The sequence below is a fragment of the Kineosporia sp. R_H_3 genome (assembly GCF_002198675.1).
Classification (GTDB): domain Bacteria; phylum Actinomycetota; class Actinomycetes; order Actinomycetales; family Kineosporiaceae; genus R-H-3.
The window spans coordinates 20,142-40,864 of the sequence record NZ_MWLL01000134.1; the positions used below are offsets into that span (position 1 = coordinate 20,142).

Consider the following 20,723-nt stretch of genomic DNA (forward strand, 5'->3'; position numbering starts at 1 on the left):
CGGGGCCGTAAGGGGACCGTGAGCCCGGCTGCGGCCCGGTGCACGCCCCGGCCGCCTAGGCTGCGGTCATGACGGCCTCGCCGACCGTGCTCGTCGTCGAGGACGACGAGACGGTCGCCGACGTCGTCACGGCCTACCTGCAGGACGCCGGGCTGACCGTCGTCCGGGCCGCGGACGGGGTGACCGCGCTCGCGGTCGCTGCCCGGGAGCGGCCCGACCTCGTCGTCCTCGACCTCATGCTGCCGGGCCTCGACGGGCTCGAGGTGTGCCGCCGGCTCCGGGAGGCCCGCGCCGACCTGCCCGTCGTCATGCTCACCGCGCTCGGCGACGAGGCGGACCGGCTCGCCGGCCTCGAGAGCGGCGCGGACGACTACGTCGTCAAGCCGTTCAGCCCGCGCGAGCTCGTGCTGCGGGTGCAGGCGGTGCTCCGGCGGGCCGCACCGTCGGGGGCGGTCGGCACACCCGGTCCGGCGGCCGCCCTCGCCGCGGCCGGGCGCCGACGGCTCGTCGCGGGCGGGCTCGTCGTCGACCTTGCGGCCCGGACCGCGACCCGGGACGGCGCACCGCTCACCCTCACCGCCCGCGAGCTCGACCTGCTCGCCCACCTCATGGCCCACCCGGGGACGGCGTTCAGCAGGGAGCAGCTCATGCGCGACGTGTGGGGCTGGGATTTCGGGGACACCTCGACCGTGACCGTCCACGTCCGCCGGCTCCGGGAGAAGATCGAGGGGGACCCGTCGGCCCCCGTGCTCCTCGCGACCGTGTGGGGCGTCGGCTACCGCTGGGAGCAGACGTGAGGATCCCGGACGGCCTGCAGGTCGTGCTGCTGGCCCTGGCCTGGTCCGGTGCCGTCGGGCTTGTGGGGCTGCTCGTGGTGCGGCTCGGGCCGCGCCGGTCCGTGCGGTCCACGCTCGTCGCGACCGCCGTCGTCGGGGTCGCCTCGCTCGTCGCGGGCGTCTGGGGCGCCGCCCGGGCCATGTTCATCTCGGAGCACGACCTCGGGGTCGTCGTCCAGGTCAGCCTCGCCGCCGGTGCCGTCGCGCTCGCCGTCGCCGTCGTCGCGGGCCGGGTCGTCGTCCGGGACGTCGTGGCCGTCCGGCGGCTCGCCCGGCTCACCACGGCCGACGGGCCCGACGGGCCCGATGGTCCCGGTGGTCCCGGCGGTGACGCCCGTGCGGACGCCCCGCACCTGCTCGAGCTCGCGGAGATCCACGACGAGCTCGTCGGTGCCGGTGACCGGCTCGCCGCCGCCCGGGCCCGGGAGCGGTCGCTCGAGGCGTCCCGCCGGGAGCTCGTCGCCTGGGTCAGCCACGACCTGCGGACCCCGCTCGCGGGCGTCCGAGCGATGGCCGAGGCGCTCGAGGACGGGCTCGCCCCCGACCCGGCCCGCTACCACCGGCAGATCCTCCAGGAGGTGGACCGGCTCGGCGGCCTCGTCGACGACCTCTTCGAGCTGTCCCGGCTCCAGGCCGGCACCGTCCTGCTCGACCTCGCCCCGCTCGACCTCGCCGCCCTCGCCCGCGACGTCACCGCGGCCGCGGCGGCCGGTGCGGCGGCCCGCGACGTCACCGTGGCGCCGGTCGCGCACCCGGGCGCCGTCCCGGTCCGGGGCGACGGCCGGGCGCTCGCCCGCGTCGTCGGCAACCTCGTCGCGAACGCCGTCCGCTACTCGGCGGCGGGCTCGAGCGTCCGGGTCGACGTCCGGGCCGACGTCCGGATAGACGTCCGGATAGACGTCCGGGCAGACGCCGGACCCGGCCGGGCGGACGACGGCACGCCGGTCGCGGTCGTCGGCGTCGAGGACGGCTGCGGCGGCATCGCGGCCGCCGACGTCGAGCGGCTCTTCGAGCCGGGCTGGCGGGCGAGCACGGCCCGCACACCCGGCGCGGACGGCGGGGGCGGGCTCGGCCTCGCGATCGCCCGTGGCGTCGCCCGGGCGCACGGCGGCGACGTGACGGTCGGCGACGCCCCGGGCGGCTGCCGGTTCGAGCTGCGGGTGCCGCTCGCCGGCCCGGCGGACGGCCTCCGGCCCGGCGGCGCGCACCCGCCCCGCTGACGAACGGCCGCGGGCTCAGGCCGCCGTCAGCGGTGCCGCGCCGAAGCCGACCGAGAACCGCTTGCACCAGATGACGAGGCTCTCGAACTGCGCGACGTCGGTCCCGGCGGGCACGGGGTAGGTCAGCGCCCCCCGGTTGCCGCGCAGCGGCCCGAGCTCGAGCCAGCGACCGGCGTCCGCGTCCTCGACGTCCGCCACGGGCCGCGCCGAGAGCCACACCCGCAGGTCTGGGCCGTCGGACGTCGAGAGGTCCTCGATCCGGACGGCGTGCCCGCCGTCCGGCAGCGCGACGAGCGTGACCCGGCCGGTGGTCTCGTGGGCGAGGGAGACGAGGTCGCCGCCCGCGACCACCTGCGGGCCGGCCGCGGACGGCGACCCCGCGGGACCGCTGGCGGGCGCCGGTGCCCCCGCGGTGGTCGCCCCGGTCGGTGCGGGCGCGGCACCGGGCACGGCACCGGGCACGGCACCGGGCGCGGCCTCGGCGACGACGGTCGTCGTCCACAGCCGCCAGGGCTGGAACAGCCAGGCCGCGACGCCGGCGCCGGCGACGACCACCGCGACGACGAGCAGCGAGGCGACGAGCCGGCGCGGTCGTCGTTCCACGGGGCGGGATGCGGGTGCGGTCGAACGGTCGTCCACGGGGCGGCCTCCTGGTGATCGCGTCGTCGCGGCGGGTCACCTCTGACCCCTTCGCCAGTCTCGGTGCCCCGCGGAGGGCATCGCGTTACACGACTCTTACGCCGCTCGCACCCCGGAGATCATGAAAATTCTGGACATAACGGCATAGGCGGGTAACGACGAGGCATCTGTCCGGTGGCTGGGCGAGATATCGTGCTCCTCACGCCTGCAGCAGCGGGCGCGCCGGATGCGCCCGGCCAGACTGCCGCCCGACATAGTCGAGAGTGCCGCCCGGACAGCGCGAGGGCGCACCAGCCGAAGGAGTGCCGTGGCCACGCCCGACCTCAAGGCGGGATTCCTGCACGACGGGAACTGGGCGCGTGCCGGAGCAGGTGCCGTGCACCTGTACACCGCGAGCGGCAGCGCCCTCGCCCTGCTCATCGTGCTCGCCGCCTTCGCCGGGGACGCGATCACCGCGCTGTGGCTCGGTCTCGTGACGCTCATCGTCGACGGCACGGACGGCATGCTCGCCCGCCGGATGCGCGTCAAGGAGCGCATCCCGTGGTTCGACGGCGCCCGTCTCGACGACATCGTCGACTACCTCACCTACGCGTTCGCGCCGATGCTCCTGCTCTGGAGCGGCGGGTACCTGCCCGAGGGCGCGTTCGGCACGGCGCTGGCGACGATCCCGCTGCTCGCCTCGAGCTACCAGTTCTGCCGGGTCGACGCGAAGACCGACGACCACTTCTTCCTGGGCTTCCCGAGCTACTGGAACGTCGTCGCGTTCTACGTGATCATCGCGGACCTCAGCCCGGCCACGGTGACCGCGATCCTGCTCGTCTGCAGCGCGCTCGTCTTCGTGCCCATCTGCTACATCTACCCGTCGCGGACGGCGGCCTTCCGGCGCACCAACCTCGCCTTCACCGCGGGCTGGCTCGTGCTCTACGCCGTCCTCCTCACGCAGATGCCGAACCCGAACCCGATCGTCGTCGGGGCCTCGCTGGCGTACCTCGTCTACTACCTCGCCATGAGCCTGCACCTGACGGTGACCCGTCGCCGGACGGCGGCTCTCGGGGTCACCCCGATGGCACCCGCGGCCGCCGGGGAACACTGACAGCTCGCTGGGTCCCGGCTGTGAGCAGGCCGGGTCGGGGAACGCGCTGCGTCGCCGGGACGTAACCTCAGGTGTGGCTCTCGGACTGCTCTGCGCCCTCGCGGCCGCCCTCGCCTTCGGCGTCGGCGCGCTCCTCCAGGCCGTCTCGGCGCGCCGGGAGCAGACCACGGCGGGCGTCGACTTCCGGCTGCTCGTGCGGCTGCTGAGGCACCCGGTCTACATCGGCGCGGTCGTGCTCTACCTCGCCGGCTTCGTCCTGCACCTCGTCGCCCTGCGCACGGCCCCGCTCTTCCTGGCGCAGGCGGTGATCTCCTCGTCGGTCGCCGTGACCGCCGTGCTCGCCGCCCGCACCGTGGGTGCGCCCTTCGGCCGGGTCGAGCAGGTCGCGGTGGTCGCCGTCTGCTCGGGCCTGTTCGTGCTCGCCGTCGCCGCCGAGTCGCACGGCACGGTGACGACGACGACCGGCGAGCGGGCCCTGCTGCTCGTCGCAGCCGGCCTGGTCGTCGTCCTCGGCCAGGTCGTCGGCCGGATCCGCACCGAGTGGGCAGCCGTCGGTCTCAGCCTGCTCTCCGGGTGCGGCTACGCCGTCGTCGCGCTCGCCGGCCGGGTCGTGCCGGACCTGTCCGTCGGCACCCTCGTCACCGACCCCGCGACGTACGCGCTCGTCATCGCGGGCGTCACGGCGTTCCTGCTCTACTCGACGGCGCTCCAGCGCGCCGGGGTGCTCGCGACGACGTCCGCGCTCATCGTCACACAGACCGCCGTGCCGGCCGTCGTCGGCGTCGTGTGGCTCGGCGACAGCGTCGACGCCGGCTGGGGGGTCGCGGCGGTCGCCGCGTTCGGCGTCGCCATCGCGGGCGTCGTCGCCCTGTCGCAGCGGGACAGCCTCGCCGAGCTGCCGCCCGCGGAGCCGCTGCCCGCCTGACGGCGACGACGGGATGCCCCGCGGACCCACCCGTTCGGCCGGGACGGCGGTCCTCGCGATCGGTGCGGCGCTGTGGCAGCGTGATCCCGGCGCCGCACCTGCGGCGCACCCGCCGGACGCGGACGCGTGACGGGGGACCCGGCAGACGACGAAGGAGTCGACCGTGGCAGTACAGGTCAACCTCGACAAGGCACTGGACAAGGCGTACGAGGGCAAGTCCCTCGCGGAGATCCTCGACGCGCCCGTGGCGGCCCTCGCCGGCGTCAGCGACTCGGACGCCGAGCACCTGGCCGCCGCGTTCGGCATCAAGACCGTCCGCGACCTGGGCAGCAACAAGTACTTCGCGGTCGCGGGCGTCCTCGTCGCGCTCTCCAAGCACGCCGACTGACCTCCGTCGGCACACGCACCGACGCACGCACCGAGCACGCACCAGGTGCTGCACCGGGGCGTCCCGGGCCGGGCGGATGCTCGTGCCCGGGGCGCCCCGCCGCGTAAGGTCTGGCCCGGGTCCAGCCTTGGAGGGGCGATGACGGTCAACTTCCTGTCGACGATCACCGGGTCGTTCGCGACGCCGTGCGCGGAGAACCCGACGGTCGCGATGGTCGAGGCGGCCTACGCCCACCACGGCATCGACGCCCGCTACATCAACTGCGACGTGCAGCCCGAGGCCCTCGGGGACGCCGTGCGCGGCGCCCGGGCCATGGGTTGGGCGGGCTTCAACTGCTCGCTGCCGCACAAGGTCGCCGTCATCGAGCACCTCGACGGGCTCGGCGGGTCCGCCGAGATCATCGGTGCGGTGAACTGCGCCGTCCGGCAGCCCGACGGCTCGTACCTCGGCGAGAACACCGACGGCAAGGGCTTCCTCGCGTCGCTGCTCACCGTCGCCGACCCGGCCGGCGCGCACGTCGTCCTCTTCGGCGCCGGTGGTGCCGCCCGTGCGGTCGCCGTCGAGACGGCGCTCGCGGGCGCCTCCCGGGTCACCGTCGTCAACCGCTCCGCGGAGCGGGGCGCCGAGCTCGCGGCGCTCGTCGCGGAGAAGACGCCCGCGGCGTCCGGGCTCGTCGTCTGGGACTCGACGTACCGGGTGCCGGACGACGCCTCGATCGTCGTCAACACGACGTCCATCGGGCTCTACCCGGACGTCGAGGGCCGGCTCGACCTGGACCTCGACTCGCTGCGCCCCGGTCTCGTCGTCGCCGACGTCATCCCGAACCCGCCGCGCACCCTGCTCGTCCGGGAGGCGGAGGAGCGCGGCTGCACGGTGCTCGACGGGCTGGGGATGCTCGTCAACCAGGGCGTCATCAGCATCAAGCACTGGACCGGTGTCGACGTCGACCCCGCGGTGATGCGGGCCCGGATCGGCGCGATCTTCGGCGTCTGACGCCGGTGGCCGCGGTCCGTGCCGGGCTCGACGTCGTCGTCACGGGCACGGACGACGTCCACGCGCTGCTGCGCGCCCTCGCCGCCGCGCGGCTCGGGACGACGCCGGACGCCGTCCGGCTGGGCCGCGCACCGTGCCCGGCGTGCGGTGCCCCGCACGGCCGGCCGGTGCTCCTGGACGCCCCGGACCTCCACGTGAGCGTCGCCACGGCGGGTGGGGTCGGGGCTGCCGCCGTGTGCGTCGACGGCCCGGTCGGGATCGACGTCGAGGCCCTCGCCGGGACGGCGTTCGCCGGGTTCCCGGACGTCGCCCTGCACCCGCGCGAGCGCGCGGGCCCGGCCGCCGCGAGCCCTGCCGGCCGGGCCAGGACCTGGGTCCGCAAGGAGGCCGTCCTCAAGGCGGCCGGGGTCGGCCTGCTCGTCGAGCCGTCGTCGGTCGTCGTCTCCGCACCGGACGCCCCGCCCGTGCTCGAGGAGTGGCCGCGCCGACCGCCCCGGGTGACCGTCGCGGCGTACCTGCCGCTGCCCGACCCGGCGGCGGTGCACCTGCTCGACCTCGAGGCGCCGACCGGGTGCGCGGCGGCCGTCGCGGTCGTCAGCCGGTCGGCGGGCCCGGCAGCCGGGGCAGCTTCGGGGACCTGAGCCATGCGGTGAACAGCGCGCCGAGCGGCTCCGGCGTCCAGGCCTGGGCGTGCGCCTCGAAGCCGGCGGTGGTCACCGTGCCGTGCCGGTGCTCCGTCGTCCAGGCCCGCAGCATGGGGCCGAACGCCGCGTCCCCCATCGTCAGCCGCAGCGCGTGCACGGCGAGCGCCCCGCGCTTGTAGAGCCGGTCGTCGAACATGAGGTCCGGACCCGGGTCGGCGATGACGAGGTCCTGCGGGAGCCCGGACAGCCGCTGCCAGGCCTTGCGCGCCAGGGCGTCGGCGGTCTCGCGGCCCTTCTCCTGGGCCCAGAGCCACTCGGCGTAGCAGGCGAAGCCCTCGTGGAGCCAGATGTCCTGCCAGCGCCCGAGGGTGAGGCTGTTGCCGAACCACTGGTGCGCGAGCTCGTGGGCGACGAGCCGCTCGCTGCCGCGCCGGCCGTCGACGTGGTTGGCACCGAAGATCGACAGGCCCTGCGCCTCGAGCGGGATCTCGAGCTCCTCGTCGGTGACGACGACCGTGTACGCCTCGAACGGGTACGGGCCGAAGACCCGCTCGAACAGCCGCACCATCGCGGCCTGCGGCGCGAAGTCGTGGTCGAACGCCGCGAGCAGCCGCGGCGGCACCGCGGCCCGTTGCCGGACCGGCCCCATCGCCGTGTCGACGAGCCGGTACCGGCCGACCTGCACGGTCGCGAGGTAGGTCGCCATCGGCTCCGGGGACTCGTAGACCCAGGTCGTCCGGCTGGCGCCCGCGCGCCGGTCGACGAGCGAGCCGTTGCACACGACCGTGTAGAGCGACTCCGTCGTCACGGTGAAGCGGTAGCTCGCCTTGTCGCCCGGGTGGTCGTTGCAGGCCAGCCAGGACGGTGCGCCGTCCGGCTGGCTCGCGACGATGACGCCGTCGCTCAGCTCCTCCCAGCCCACCTCGCCCCAGGGCCCGTCGAGCGGTGCGGGCGAGCCGCTGTACCGCACGGACAGGGTCAGGGCGGTGTCGGCCGGGGCCTGCCTCGGCAGCGTGACGACGAGCTTGCGGCCGCGGTGCACGTACCGGGCCGGCCGGCCGTCGACGAGCACCTTGACGACCCGCAGGCCCGCGAGGTCGACGTGCAGCCGGGACGTCGCGCGCCGGGTGAGCACGGAGAGCGCCACCGTCGCGTCGAGCCGGTTGCTCGCGACCCGGTAGTCGAGGTCGACGTCGTACCGGAGCACCCGGTAGGCGTCGTCGCCGCTCTTCGGGCGGTAGGGGTCCCCGGCGGAGCCCTCGGCGGGCGCGCGACCCGTCGATCGTCGGTTCGTCATCAGTGGCGACCCTATGCGCCCGCGCCCGGGGCCGCGCCGCCGGTCGGCTCCTCGACCCGGGCGGCGGGCCCGGTGGCCCGCGGGGCGTCGTCCGGCCAGAAGACGATCGGGTTGCCGCGCCACCGGGTCTGCGCGGGCACCTCCTCGCCGCGCAGCACGAGCGAGGCGGGCCCGACGGTCGACGACGTGCCGATCGTCGCCGCGGGCAGGACGACGCCGTGCGGCCCGAGGGTGGCGCCGGGCTCGAGCATCACGTGGTCCATCGAGAGGATCCGGTCGTGGAAGAGGTGGGTCTGGACGACGCACCCGCGGTTCACGGTCGCGCCGTCCCCGAGCGTCACGAGGTCGGCCTCCGGCAGCCAGTACGACTCGCACCAGACGCCGCGGCCGATCCGCGAGCCCATCGAGCGCAGCCACCAGACCATCGCCGGGGTGCCGGCGGCCGACCGCAGGAAGAACGGCGCCGCGAGCATCTCGGTGAACGTGTCGGCGAGCTCGTTGCGCCAGACGAACGAGCTCCACAGCGGGTACTCGACGGCGCGGATCCGGCCCACGAGAAGCCATTTCGCGAGCGAGGTGACGACGGCGGCGACGACGGCCGCGGCGAGCAGCACCGGGCCGCCGAGCAGCGCGGCGGCCCACCAGCCCCAGGTGACGACGGCGGCCTGGAGGACGACGAGGACGGCGGTCGCGAGCGTCACCGAGGCCAGCGTCGGCACGATCCGCAGCGCCTCTACGGTGCCGCGGGCGACCTTGAGCCGGGTCGCCGGTGCGTAGGTGCGGCTCGTGTCGGTCTCCTGGGCGGCGCGGCGCATCTGCACCGGCGGGCTGCCGACCCACGACGTGCCGCGCTTGGCCCGCTTCGGCGCGGCGGACAGGACCGCGACGAGGGAGTCCTTGGGCACCTTGCGGCCCGGCGCCGTCATCCCGGAGTTGCCGAGGAAGGCCCGCTTGCCGACCTTGGCCCGGGCGATCCGCATCCACCCGCCGGAGAGCTCGTAGGAGCCGACCATCGTGTCGTCCGCGAGGAAGGCGTGCTCCCCGACCGAGGTGAGGCTCGGCAGCATGACGACCGTCGAGGCCTCGACCCCGCGGCCGACCTTCGCGCCGAGGATCCGCAGCCACACCGGGGTGAACAGCCCGGCGTACAGCGGGAACAGCCACGTGCGGGCCTCGTCCATGAGCCGCTCGACGCCCCAGGCCTGCCAGCCGACCCGGCTGCGGACGGCGTGGTGCCCGGTGGTGAGGCGGATCGACAGCAGCCGGACGGCGACCGCGACGACGACGGCGTACGTCGTGAACGCGGCCAGCCCGGCGAGCGGGGACCAGAGCAGCGCCGTGCGGGCGGCCTCCGTGCCGGACATGAGCACGGGGTCGAGCCGCGGCGCGAGCACGAGCAGCCCGGCGCCCGCGGCGAGCAGCGGCAGCCCGGCGAACGCGGCCGCGCCGAGCCCGAAGACGGGCACCCAGCGCAGCCCGCGCGGCGGTCGTCCGGTCGGGGCGTCGTGCCGTGCCGGGCCGTCGAACTCGGCGGGGGAGCCGGCCCAGCGCTCGCCGGGCGGCACCGAGCCGAGCACGGCCGAGCCGGGGGCGAGCTGGGCGCCCTGGCCGAGCCGGGCGCCCGGGCCGAGCGTGCTCCGGGCCCCGACCGATGCGCCGGCCCCGACCCGGACCCGGCCCACGACGAGGACGTCGCCGTCGACCCAGTGCCCGGACAGGTCCACCTCGGGCTCGACCGAGCAGCCCTTGCCGAGCGTCAGCAGACCGGTGACGGGCGGCAGCGCGTGCAGGTCGACGTCCTTGGCGACGGAGGCGCCGAGCAGCCGCGCGTGGTGCACGACCCACGGTGCGCAGAGCAGCCCGTCGGCGCCGACCGCGGACGCCCACGCCTCGGCGAACCAGATCCGCAGGTGCACCCGGCCGCCGCGCGGGTAGTTGCCGGGCCGGACGCCGCGGGTGACGACCCGGGCCATGCCGCCGGCGAGCAGGAACCGGCCGGGCGGGGAGACGAGGACGAGCCAGCCGAGGGCGATCCACCACCAGGAGACCTGCTGCGCCCACGCAGGCGTCGTGAAGATGAGGAGCAGCGGCTCCTCCGGGGTGCGCCGCAGATACAGCTCCACGACGAGGTTCTGTGCCACGGCGAGCCACAGCAGCCACCGCAGCCCGGTCACCGCCGCGAGCGGCACCCCGAGCACGGTCTGCGCGACGCGCATCTGCCACCGGACCGGCTTGACGACCCGGTCCGTCGAGCTCACCGACGGGGTGAACTCCTCGAGCGTGTCGGCGAGCGTGCCGAGCCGCGGGTTCTCGTAGACGTCGGCGACGGTGACCTCGGGGTAGCGGGTGCGCAGCACCGAGACGAGCTGGGCCGCGGCGAGGCTGCCGCCGCCGTGGGCGAAGAAGTCGTCGTCGAGGCCGGCGATGCTCGCGCCGAGGATGCGGGCCCACTGCTCGGCGACCCACGCCGCGGTGCCGGTGAGGTGGGACGCGACCGCCGGCTCGGACGTCATGCCCTCGAGCGGCCACGGCAGGGCGTCCCGGTCGACCTTGCCCGACGTGCGGGTCGGGATCGTGGCGACGACGGCGAGCCGCGGGACGAGCGCGGCCGGCAGGCTCTCGCGCAGCCGGGCGGTCGCGGCGGCGACGTCGAAACCCGGTGCTGCGTCGTCCGTCCCGGGCTCCGCGACCGGCCCGTCCGCGGGCCCGTCGACCGATCCGGGCGCGGCCTCGTCGGTCGCGAGCGCGACGTACCCGACGAGGATCTGGTTGCCGGCAGCGGTCTTGCGGACGGCGGCGGCCGCGCCGGCGACGCCGGGCAGCGCCTGGAGCGCGGCGTCCACCTCGCCGAGCTCGATCCGGCGGCCGCCGAGCTTGACCTGGTCGTCGGCCCGGCCCTGGAAGAGCAGCCCGGCCGGGTCGAGGGTCACGAGGTCGCCGCTGCGGTAGGCGCGCTCCCAGCCGAGCGTCGGCATCGGCGCGTACTTCTCGGCGTCCTTGGCCGGGTCGAGGTAGCGCGCGAGCCCGACGCCGCCGATGACGAGCTCGCCGACCTCACCCTCGGCGACGCGGGCGCCGTCCTTGTCGACGACCGCGAGGTCCCAGCCGTCGAGCGGCAGCCCGATCCGGACCGGACCGGTGCCGTCCAGGGTGGCCCCGCACGCGACGACGGTGGCCTCGGTGGGGCCGTAGGTGTTCCAGACCTCGCGGCCGGGGACGACGACGCGAGCGGCGAGGTCCGGCGGGCAGGCCTCGCCGCCGAAGATGAGCAGCCGGACGGCGTCCAGCGCCTCCGCGGGCCACAGCGACGCGAGGGTCGGCACCGTCGAGACGACGCTGACCCGCTGCTTGACGAGCCACGGGCCGAGGTCCATGCCGCTGCGGACGAGGGCGCGCGGCGCGGGCACGAGGCACGCGCCGTAGCGCCAGGCGAGCCACATCTCCTCGCACGAGGCGTCGAACGCGACCGAGAGCCCCGCGAGCACGCGGTCGCCGGGGCCGAGCGGGCGGTCCTGGAGGAACATCCGGGCCTCGGCGTCGACGAAGGCCGCGGCGTTGCGGTGCGTCACGGCGACGCCCTTGGGGGTCCCCGTCGAGCCGGACGTGAAGATGATCCACGCGTCGTCGTCCGGCGTGGGGTCGGCGGCGGCGCCGCTCTCGCCGTCCCCGCCGTCCGTGCCCGCCGCGGGCCGCGCCGTCCGGGCCTTGCGGCGGCGGACGACGAGGCCCTCGTCCGCGGTGAGCACCGCGGCGACGTCCGCCTCGCGGAAGACGAGGTGGGCGCGCTCGTCGGGGTCGTCGAGGTCGACCGGCACGTAGGCGGCGCCGGCGGACAGCACAGCGAGGATCGAGGTGTAGAGCGCGTGGGTGCCGGACGGCATCCGGACGCCGACCCGGTCGCCGCGCGTGATCCCGGCCGCCCGCAGCCCCTCGGCGGTCGCCCGGACCGCGGCGGCGAGGCCGGCGTAGGTGAGCACCGACGTGCCGTCGTCCATCGCCGGGGCACCCGGGTGCCGGGCGACGGTCTCGCGGAAGACGTCGACGAGCGTGCGCTCCGGCGGGGCGAGGGCCCCGCGCAGGAACGGGTCCACCGCTGCGGTCGCGTCGACCACCGGTCACCTCCGTGCGGCGTGCGGCGGGGAGGTCCCCGGGCGGGGTGCGCCGTCCGGCCCCGACCGTGACCATCCTCGTGGTCGCGGGGCCGGTCCCGCCAGGATGACCGCGTGTCGGACGTACCACCCGCCGCGGGACGGGAGCGCTCCCAGCCGGACCGGGTAGCGTGCCTCCTGGACCGGTACAGGATGGGCGCCACGAGGGCGACCGACACGACCGCTGGAGGCACGCATGGGGATGACGTTCCCGGAGGGGTTCCTGTGGGGCGCGGCGACCGCGTCCTACCAGATCGAGGGGGCGGCCACCGAGGACGGCCGCGGCCCGTCGATCTGGGACACCTTCTCCCACACCCCCGGGCTGACCCTGGACGGCGCGACGGGTGACGTCGCGTGCGACCACTACCACCGGGTCGACGCCGACGTCGCGCTCATGGCCGGCCTCGGGCTGCAGGGCTACCGCTTCTCGATCGCGTGGCCGCGCATCGTCCCGACCGGCTCGGGCGCCGTGAACCAGGCCGGCCTCGACTTCTACTCCCGGCTCGTCGACACGTTGCTGGCCAAGGGCATCCGGCCCATCGCGACGCTCTACCACTGGGACCTCCCGCAGCCCCTCGAGGACGCCGGCGGCTGGCCGGAGCGGGAGACGGCGTACCGGTTCGCCGAGTACGCGCAGGTGCTCGCCGGGGCGCTCGGCGACCGGATCCACACCTGGACGACGCTCAACGAGCCGTGGTGCACGGCGTACCTCGGCTACGCCTCCGGCGTGCACGCGCCCGGCCGCCGCGAGCCGGCCGCCTCGCTCGCTGCCGCGCACCACCTCAACCTCGGGCACGGCCTCGCCGTCCAGGCGATCCGCGGCGTCCTCGGCGACGCCGCGCGCTGCTCGGTGACCCTCAACCTCCACGAGGTCCGCCCGGCCGACCCGGCGAGCGCCGCGGACGTCGAGGCGGCGGCCCGGATCGACCGCGTCGGCAACCAGGTCTTCCTCGGCCCGATGCTCGACGGTGCCTACCCGGCCGCGCTGCTGGCGGACACGGCTGCCGTCACCGACTGGTCCTTCGTCCGTGACGGCGACGAGAAGACCGCCGCCCAGCGCCTCGACGTCCTCGGCGTGAACTACTACACGCCGACCGTCGTGAAGGCCTGGGACGGCGTCGGGCCGCGGGTCCAGGCCGACGGCCACGGCGACTCGGACGCGTCCCCGTGGGTCGGCAGCGAGGACGTCGACTTCGTCGACCAGGGCCCGCCCTACACGACGATGGGCTGGAGCATCGACCCCTCGGGCCTGGAGGACCTGCTCGTGCGCCTGCACCGGCGCGCCCCCGGCCTGCCCCTCATGATCACCGAGAACGGGGCGGCCTTCCCGGACGTCGTCAGCGAGGACGGCGCCGTCCACGACGACGACCGGATCGCCTACCTCGACGGCCACATCAACGCCGTCGGCCGCGCGATCGAGCGCGGCGCCGACGTCCGCGGCTACCTCGCGTGGTCCCTCATGGACAACTTCGAGTGGGCCCGCGGTTACGACCAGCGCTTCGGCATCGTCCGCGTCGACTACGACACCCTCGAGCGCACCCCCAAGGACAGCGCGCTCTGGTACCGCGACGTCATCGCGCGGCACGGGACGCCGTGACCTCGTCCTGCGTGTTCTGAGGCGGGTCGCCCGGCCGGTCGCCGGGCGATCCGCCTCGGAGCGGTCAACCCTCGCCCGTCCTCGCCGTGGTGGCGGGACTTCGGGCGAGCGGGGTGACGTCTACGGCAGGTCGCCTTGGGGCTCACCCCGGTGACGCGTCCCCGTGGCTCCCGGGCCGGCGACTGCTGAGGCGGGGTGAAGGTCCGGCAACACCATCTGGGCATCGGAGGTGCCGCGTCGTTGGCGGGGCACGAGCCACGACGCGGCCGTGCGCTTCCAGGATCCGTGCTCGAGATCTGCGTGGACGGCATCGAGAAACTCCTGGATGACGGAGTGCGACCAGTCGACGGTCGGCTGCGGCACCTGTCCTGCTCCGTAGGTGGCGCGGGCGCGGGCGACGTCCAGGAGATCGGTCATCGCGTGGAAGGCGGCGCGGTCGACCGGCGTCCGCCAGGCGATGATCTGCACCCGAGCGTTCGCCGACTGGACGGCGTCCCAGTGAGTTGCGGCTCCTTCGATCAGCGGAGTCCCCAGTCGACGCCCGTCCGGCGCGCCGGTCAGACGTACCTCGGCCGCGGTGAGAAGCAGCTTCCTCATGCGCTCGTACGAGCACAGGAACTCTGCGAACGTGGCCTCACGCGCCAGCCGCCGCTGCTCCAGGCGATTGCCGTTGTCGGCCCAGCGCTGCGACATCGCCGTGAGGCCGGCCCCCAACGTCACACCTGCCAGCGTGGTGATGGCTGTTGCATCCACAGATGCTCCTTCGACGTACGACGCCGCGTGATCAGCGGCAGCGTCGGACGCTAGCGGGCAGGCTGACGGCAGGGGGCGCCCTCGAGGCTTGGTGACGATCACGTGTCGTGCACGCAGGGCTCAGGCACCCGCGCAGTACGCAGAACGGGCCCCCGGAGGGGTGCCGACGTACCGGAGTGGTGCCTGAGCAGCGGTGCGGCCGCGGGCGAGGTCAGTAGAAACCGTGGCGCGCCAGGGGCTCCACGAGCTGGTGCTCCTCGTACGACAGGTGGCTCAGCAGCGTGTCCGAGAGCAGGTCCACCGCCTCACGGAGGGCCGCCGTGCCCGTGCCGCCGGGCGCGACGAACGCGACGAGGGCCTGGTCGACCCGTTCGAGAACGCCGTGGATCGCGAGGTGCTCCTCGGCGAGGCGGTCGAGCACCGGGGTGAGGCGGGGCTCGGCACGGCGCAGGTGCGGGAAGACGCTCTCGTCCTCGAGCGTGTGGTGGACCGTGACGACCCGGCAGTACGACGCGCAGTAGGCGCCGACCGTCCAGCTGTTCTGCCGCATCGTCATCGCGTTGATGTGCGACCGGGCGGTGCCGGCGTCCAGGGTGCCGGCGGCGACCTGCTCTACGAGGCCCTGCACCTGGCGCAGCTCGCTGCGCAGGTGGTCGTGGACGTCGACGAGGTGCTGCCCGGCGGCCAGCTCGTGGGCGGTGTACCGGCGGTCCGGGTCGGGCGGCGCGACGACGGGCCGGGTCGTCTCGTCCCAGGGGCGGACGGCGCTGCGCCGGGTCCCGTCGTCCGGCGTCGGGGTGACCGCGAGCCCGGCCGGCCAGGCCGCCGCCACGGTGGCGACCTCGGTCGGGGCCGGTTCCTCCGGACCGCCGAGGTCGACCGGACCTGCCGGGGCCGGCTGCTGCACCCGGGTGCGCTCGGCGGCGACGATCTCGCGGACGGCGGGCACCACCTCGGCGGCGAACCGCTGGATGTCGTCGGCGTCGTCGCTGCCGAGGACGAAGCCGCTCATCCCGTGCGTGAGCGTGAGGTCGGCGAGCTCCTCGGCCCACTGCTCGGCCGGGCCGGAGAGGAACCCGTTGCCCCGCACCGTGAACCGGCCGTGCACGTTGTAGAGCCGCCGCACGTCCTGCGCCCCGCGCCCGGCCGCCTCCGCCGCCTCGTCGATGCGGGCGTTCATCCCGGCCAGGGTGTCGGGGGCCGCGTAGCCGAGGCTCGGCCACCAGCCGTCGGCGAGCCGCCCGGTCACCGCGAGCATCCGCGGCTTGTACGCGCCGAGCCAGATCCCGATCGGGTGCGCCGGTGCGGGGCCGGCCTTGGCCCCGACGACCGAGTAGTGCTCGCCGTCGACCCGGACCGCGCCGCCGTCCGCCCACAGCCCGCGGATGACGGCGATCGCCTCCTCGAGCGCCCCGACCGCCTCGCCGGGTGTGCGGCGCGGGCCGCCGTTCGCGGCGATGGCGTCCCAGAAGGCGCCGGTGCCCAGGCCCAGCTCGACCCGGCCGTTGCTCAGCAGGTCCAGGCTCGCCGCGGCACGGGCGAGGACGGCGGGCGGGCGCAGCGGCAGGTTCGCGACGTTCGGGACGACGCGCACCGACTGCGTCGACGCGGCGATGACGGACAGCAGCGTCCACGTCTCGAGGAACGTCGGCTGGTACGGGTGGTCCTGGACCGTCACGAGGTCGAGCCCGACGGCGTCCGTGAGCCGCGCGAGGGCGACGACCCGCTCGGCCGCGGCGGCCTCCGGGGTGATGAAGGTGCCGAAGATCAGGTCGTGGCCGTAGTCGGGCATGGCGCCAGTGTCCCGGGTCGGCCGAACCCGTGCAGCGATGGGTGCATCCATCCGGGGGTGACGGCACCCGCCGCCCTGCACCCATGGCTGCACGCTCGCGCAGAACAAAGCACGAGTGCTTGATTTGTCGCGCCGGCCCGTGTCACCCTCCTGGGGCGGCGACGGCGCCGTGACGCAGGAGGTGGGCGATGCTCGACGAGGTGCTCACCGACCTGCGGGCCGAGTGCGCCGACCTCGACACGCTCGTCGCGGACGTCCCCGACGCGCCGGCCGACCCGGCGGACCCGGCGGGCCTGGACGCCGGCACCGCGACCGGGCCGACCTGGCGGTCGGCCACCCCGGCCCCGGGCTGGACCGTCGCGCACCAGATCGCCCACCTCGCCTGGACCGACGAGGTCGCCACGCTCGCCGCGACCGACCCGGAGCGGTTCCTCGCGGCGGTGCAGGCACTGCTCGCCTCCGGCCGGCCGGCCGACGAGGTCGTCGACCGTGAGGCCGACGCCGGTGCGGCCGCGCCGGGCACCGACCTGCTCGCCCGGTGGCGCACCGGCCGCGCCGCGCTCGAGACCGCGCTGCGGGCCGTGCCCGACGGCACGCGGCTGCCCTGGTTCGGGCCGCCGATGGCGGCGACCTCGATGGCGACGGCCCGCCTCATGGAGACCTGGGCGCACGGCCAGGACGTCGCCGACGCGCTCGGGGTCACCCGGGTGCCGACGGCGCGGCTGCGGCACGTGGCGCGGCTCGCGGTCCGGACGACGGGCTTCTCCTTCGCCGTGCACGGGCGCCCGGCCCCGGTCGACGGGATCCGGGTCGAGCTCACCGCACCGGACGGCGCCACCTGGCTGTTCGGCCCGCCGGACGCCGCGCAGCGCGTCACCGGGCCCGCGCTCGATCTGTGCCTGCTCGCCGTCCGGCGCCGGCACCGCGCGGACACCGCGCTCGTCGCGACCGGCCCGGACGCCGACGCCTGGCTCGACGTCGCGCAGGCCTTCGCCGGCCCCCGGCGGGGGAGCCGGTGGCGGGGGAGCCGGCGTGACACCGCCCCCGCTGCGGATCGGCAACGCCTCCGGCTTCTACGGCGACCGGTTCTCCGCGGTGGCCGAGATGCTCGAGGGCGGCGACCTCGACGTCCTCACCGGCGACTACCTCGCCGAGCTGACGATGCTCATCCTCGGCCGGGATCGCGCCAAGGACCCCGCGACCGGGTACGCGAAGACGTTCCTGCGCCAGCTCGAGGGCACCCTCGGGACGGCGCTCGACCGGGGCGTCAGGATTGTCGCCAACGCGGGCGGGGTCAACCCGGCGGGTCTCGCGGACGCCGTCCGGGCGCTCGCCGACCGGCTCGGCCTCGACGTCCGCGTCGCGCACGTCGAGGGCGACGACCTCCTGCCCCGCGCCGCCGCGCTCGGGCTCGACGCGGTCGGGTCGCACGGCGCGCAGCCGTTGGCCGCCAACGCCTACCTCGGCGGCTGGGGCATCGCGGCGTGCCTGGACGCCGGCGCCGACGTCGTCGTCACCGGCCGGGTCACCGACGCCTCGCTCGTCGTCGGGCCGGCCGCGGCGCACTTCGGCTGGCGCCCCGACGACCCGGCCTGTCTCGATGCGCTGGCCGGCGCCGTCGTCGCCGGCCACGTCGTCGAGTGCGGCGCCCAGGCGACCGGCGGCAACTACGCGCTCTTCGCCGACCTGCTCGCCGCGGGGGTCGACCTCACCCGCCCCGGCTTCCCGCTCGTCGAGGTGCACGCCGACGGCAGCAGCGTCGTCACGAAGCACCCGGGCACCGGCGGTGCGGTCACCGTCGGCACGGTCACCGCGCAGCTCCTCTACGAGGTCGGCGGCCCGCGCTACCCCGGCCCCGACGTCGTCACCCGGCTCGACACCGTGCAGCTCGTGCAGGAGGGCCCCGACCGGGTGCGGATCGAGGGCGTCCGCGGCGAACCGCCGCCCGCGACCCTCAAGGCCGGGCTCGCCGGCCTCGGCGGGCTCCGCAACGAGGTGACCTTCGTGCTCACCGGCCTCGACGTCGAGGCGAAGGCGGCGCTCGCGCGGGCCCAGCTCGAGCACGCCCTCGCGGCGCTGCCGCGCCGGCCCCGCGAGGTCCGGTGGACGCTCGCCCGCACCGACCACCCGGACGCCGCGACGCAGGAGGAGGCCAGCGCCTTCCTGCGCTGCGCCGTCAAGGACGGCGACCCGAAGGTCGTCGGCCGGGCGTTCTCCGCGGCCGCCGTCGAGCTCGCCCTGGCCGGCTACCCGGGCTTCCACCTCACCGCCCCGCCCGGGGACGCGAGCCCCTACGGCGTCTTCACCGCAGCCGCCGTCGACGCCGCGGACGTCGAGCACGTCGCCGTGCTGCCGGACGGCGCGCGGGTCGTCGTCCGGCCGAACCCGTTGCGCGAGAAGGCTCCAGCGGCACCGGACGACGCCGTCCCGGTACCCGCCCTGCCGCCGGGCTGCGCACCGGGCGACCCGACCCGGCGCGCCCCGCTCGGCACCGTCGTCGGCGCCCGCTCCGGCGACAAGGGCGGCAGCGCGAACGTCGGCGTCTGGGCCCGGACGCCCGACGTCTGGCCCTGGCTCGAGCGCACCCTCACCGTCGGGACGTTCCAGGCCCTGCTGCCCGAGACCGCCGACCTGCCGGTCACCCGGTTCGTGCTCGCGAACCTGCGGGCGGTGAACTTCGTCGTCGAGGGCGTCCTCGGCGAAGGGGTCGCCGCCCAGCACCGCTTCGACCCGCAGGCGAAGGGGCTGGCCGAGTGGCTGCGCTGCCGGGTCGTCGACATCCCGGAGGCGCTGCTGTGACCGCTCTGAGGAGCACGTTCGACCCGCGCTCGGCGGACGCCGTCGCGAACCGGGAGACGATGCTCGCCCGGCTCGCCGAGGTCGAGGCCCAGCACGCGGTGGCCGTCGCGGGCGGCGGGGAGAAGGCCGTCGCCCGGCACCGGGCCCGCGGCAAGCTGCTGGCCCGCGAACGCATCGAGCTGCTCCTCGACCCGGGCTCCCCGTTCCTCGAGCTGTCCCCGCTCGCTGCGTGGGGCAGCGACTTCACGGTCGGCGCGAGCGTCGTCACCGGGATCGGCGTCGTCGAGGGCGTCGAGTGCGTCGTCGTCGCGAGCGACCCGACGGTCAAGGGCGGGACGACGAACCCGTGGACCGCCGCGAAGACCTACCGCGCGCTCGACATCGCCGCGAAGAACCGGCTGCCGCTCGTCAACCTCGTCGAGTCCGGGGGCGCCGACCTGCCGACCCAGAAGGAGATCTTCATCCCCGGCGGGCGGATCTTCCGGGACATCACGCGGCTGTCCGCGGCCGGCATCCCGACGATCGCCATCGTCTTCGGCAACTCCACGGCCGGCGGGGCCTACCTGCCCGGGATGAGCGACCACGTCGTCATGATCCGCGAGCAGTCGAAGGTGTTCCTCGGCGGACCGCCGCTGGTGAAGATGGCCACGGGCGAGGAGTCGGACGACGAGTCGCTCGGCGGCGCGCAGATGCACGCCCGCCGCTCCGGGCTCGCCGACCACCTCGCGGACGACGAGCACGACGCGATCCGGATCGGCCGCCGCATCGTCGCCCGGCTCAACCACCGCAAGGCCGGCCCGCCGCCGGCCCCGGTCTACGCCGAGCCCCGCTACGACGCGGACGACCTGCTCGGCATCGTCCCCGGCGACCTGCGCTCGCCGTTCGACCCGCGTGAGGTCGTCGCCCGGGTCGTCGACGGCTCGGACCTCGACGAGTTCAAGCCGCTCTACGGCACGAGCCTCGTCACCGGGTGGGCCAGCGTCCACGGCTACCCGGTCGGGGTGCTCGCCAACGCGCGCGGCGTGCTCTTCAGCGAGGAGTCGCAGAAGGCGGCGCAGTTCATCCAGCTCGCCAACGCCGCGGACACCCCGCTCGTCTTCCTCCACAACACGACCGGCTACATGGTCGGCGCCGCCTACGAACAGGGCGGCATCATCAAGCACGGCTCGATGATGATCAACGCCGTCTCCAACTCGACCGTCCCGCACCTCTCGGTGCTCATGGGTGCCTCCTACGGCGCCGGGCACTACGGGATGTGCGGGCGGGCCTACGACCCCCGCTTCCTCTTCAGCTGGCCGTCGGCCCGGTCGGCGGTCATGGGGCCGGCCCAGCTCGCGGGCGTCCTGTCGATCGTCGCGCGGGCGTCGGCGCAGTCCCGCGGGCTGCCGTTCGACGAGGAGGCCGACGCGCACCTGCGGGCCGCCGTCGAGCGCCAGGTCGAGGCGGAGTCGCTGCCCCTGTTCCTGTCGGGGCGGGTCTACGACGACGGTGTCATCGACCCCCGGGACACCCGCACCGTCCTCGGGCTCGCCCTGTCCGCCGCGCACAGCGCGCCCGTCGCGGGAGCCCGCGGCTACGGCGTCTTCAGGATGTGATCCC

At 75.5% G+C, this 20,723-nt stretch carries 15 protein-coding genes and 1 pseudogene; 11 read left to right on the forward strand and 5 right to left on the reverse strand.

The genetic code is table 11. From position 1 onward, the window contains the following. The first annotated feature begins 68 nt into the window (after window positions 1–68). Complete coding sequence (locus ECOMGDLI_RS13630) at window positions 69–797, forward strand: response regulator transcription factor (RefSeq protein ID WP_088317373.1); 729 nt, start codon at window positions 69–71, stop codon at window positions 795–797. After that, on the forward strand, window positions 794–2,056 hold the full coding sequence (locus tag ECOMGDLI_RS13635; RefSeq protein WP_198954834.1) for a sensor histidine kinase KdpD: 1,263 nt from the start codon (window positions 794–796) through the stop codon (window positions 2,054–2,056). The genes ECOMGDLI_RS13630 and ECOMGDLI_RS13635 overlap by 4 nt, the downstream gene beginning before the upstream one ends. 15 nt (window positions 2,057–2,071) lie before the next feature. Here ECOMGDLI_RS13635 and ECOMGDLI_RS13640 read toward each other — a convergent pair whose 3' ends face one another. Further along, window positions 2,072–2,659 carry a DM13 domain-containing protein gene (locus ECOMGDLI_RS13640; protein ID WP_088317374.1) on the reverse strand — a complete coding sequence of 196 codons (588 nt, stop codon included), beginning with the start codon at window positions 2,657–2,659 and terminating at the stop codon, window positions 2,072–2,074. Between the two features lie 343 nt (window positions 2,660–3,002). Between ECOMGDLI_RS13640 and ECOMGDLI_RS13645 the strand changes: the two genes are divergently transcribed. The 5 genes from ECOMGDLI_RS13645 (at window position 3,003) to ECOMGDLI_RS13665 (ending at window position 6,735) form a co-directional block, all read left to right on the forward strand. Further along, window positions 3,003–3,788, forward strand: coding sequence for a phosphatidylcholine/phosphatidylserine synthase (locus ECOMGDLI_RS13645; RefSeq protein ID WP_198950773.1), 786 nt, complete (start codon window positions 3,003–3,005; stop codon window positions 3,786–3,788). Between the two features lie 73 nt (window positions 3,789–3,861). After that, window positions 3,862–4,713, forward strand: a complete 852-nt coding sequence (locus ECOMGDLI_RS13650; protein WP_088317375.1) for a hypothetical protein — start codon at window positions 3,862–3,864, stop codon at window positions 4,711–4,713. Window positions 4,714–4,876: 163 nt separating this feature from the next. Then, window positions 4,877–5,101, forward strand: a complete 225-nt coding sequence (locus tag ECOMGDLI_RS13655) for a hypothetical protein (RefSeq protein WP_088290067.1) — start codon at window positions 4,877–4,879, stop codon at window positions 5,099–5,101. 138 nt (window positions 5,102–5,239) lie between these two features. Further along, window positions 5,240–6,094: a shikimate dehydrogenase gene (locus ECOMGDLI_RS13660; protein WP_088317376.1), complete on the forward strand. Its 855-nt coding sequence runs from the start codon at window positions 5,240–5,242 to the stop codon at window positions 6,092–6,094. Window positions 6,095–6,099: 5 nt separating this feature from the next. Continuing rightward, on the forward strand, window positions 6,100–6,735 hold the full coding sequence (locus tag ECOMGDLI_RS13665; RefSeq protein ID WP_198954835.1) for a 4'-phosphopantetheinyl transferase superfamily protein: 636 nt from the start codon (window positions 6,100–6,102) through the stop codon (window positions 6,733–6,735). Here the strand turns inward: ECOMGDLI_RS13665 and ECOMGDLI_RS13670 are convergent. Both ECOMGDLI_RS13670 and ECOMGDLI_RS13675 read right to left on the reverse strand, forming a co-directional pair. Continuing rightward, window positions 6,689–8,035: a M1 family metallopeptidase gene (locus tag ECOMGDLI_RS13670; protein ID WP_088317377.1), complete on the reverse strand. Its 1,347-nt coding sequence runs from the start codon at window positions 8,033–8,035 to the stop codon at window positions 6,689–6,691. The two genes, ECOMGDLI_RS13665 and ECOMGDLI_RS13670, sit on opposite strands and share 47 nt — an antisense overlap. A gap of 11 nt (window positions 8,036–8,046) precedes the next feature. Beyond that, complete coding sequence (locus ECOMGDLI_RS13675; protein WP_088317378.1) at window positions 8,047–12,147, reverse strand: Pls/PosA family non-ribosomal peptide synthetase; 4,101 nt, start codon at window positions 12,145–12,147, stop codon at window positions 8,047–8,049. A gap of 232 nt (window positions 12,148–12,379) precedes the next feature. On the opposite strand from ECOMGDLI_RS13675, the gene ECOMGDLI_RS13680 reads away from it, so the two are divergent. Continuing rightward, complete coding sequence (locus ECOMGDLI_RS13680; protein WP_088317379.1) at window positions 12,380–13,780, forward strand: GH1 family beta-glucosidase; 1,401 nt, start codon at window positions 12,380–12,382, stop codon at window positions 13,778–13,780. Window positions 13,781–13,900: 120 nt separating this feature from the next. Here ECOMGDLI_RS13680 and ECOMGDLI_RS13685 read toward each other — a convergent pair whose 3' ends face one another. After that, complete coding sequence (locus tag ECOMGDLI_RS13685) at window positions 13,901–14,533, reverse strand: hypothetical protein (RefSeq protein WP_088317380.1); 633 nt, start codon at window positions 14,531–14,533, stop codon at window positions 13,901–13,903. A gap of 211 nt (window positions 14,534–14,744) precedes the next feature. Beyond that, window positions 14,745–16,325 carry an LLM class flavin-dependent oxidoreductase gene (locus ECOMGDLI_RS13690; RefSeq protein WP_088317381.1) on the reverse strand — a complete coding sequence of 527 codons (1,581 nt, stop codon included), beginning with the start codon at window positions 16,323–16,325 and terminating at the stop codon, window positions 14,745–14,747. Between the two features lie 188 nt (window positions 16,326–16,513). Here ECOMGDLI_RS13690 and ECOMGDLI_RS36810 point away from each other — a divergent pair. The 3 genes and pseudogenes from ECOMGDLI_RS36810 to ECOMGDLI_RS13705 form a co-directional block, all read left to right on the forward strand. Further along, window positions 16,514–17,269: pseudogene (locus ECOMGDLI_RS36810) on the forward strand (TIGR03084 family metal-binding protein); the annotation flags it as partial. A 160-nt stretch (window positions 17,270–17,429) separates the two neighbouring features. After that, on the forward strand, window positions 17,430–19,124 hold the full coding sequence (locus ECOMGDLI_RS13700) for an acyclic terpene utilization AtuA family protein (protein WP_369812747.1): 1,695 nt from the start codon (window positions 17,430–17,432) through the stop codon (window positions 19,122–19,124). Further along, window positions 19,121–20,719, forward strand: coding sequence for an acyl-CoA carboxylase subunit beta (locus tag ECOMGDLI_RS13705; protein WP_088317390.1), 1,599 nt, complete (start codon window positions 19,121–19,123; stop codon window positions 20,717–20,719). Before ECOMGDLI_RS13700 ends, ECOMGDLI_RS13705 begins: the two co-directional genes overlap by 4 nt. Window positions 20,720–20,723: the final 4 nt, after the last annotated feature.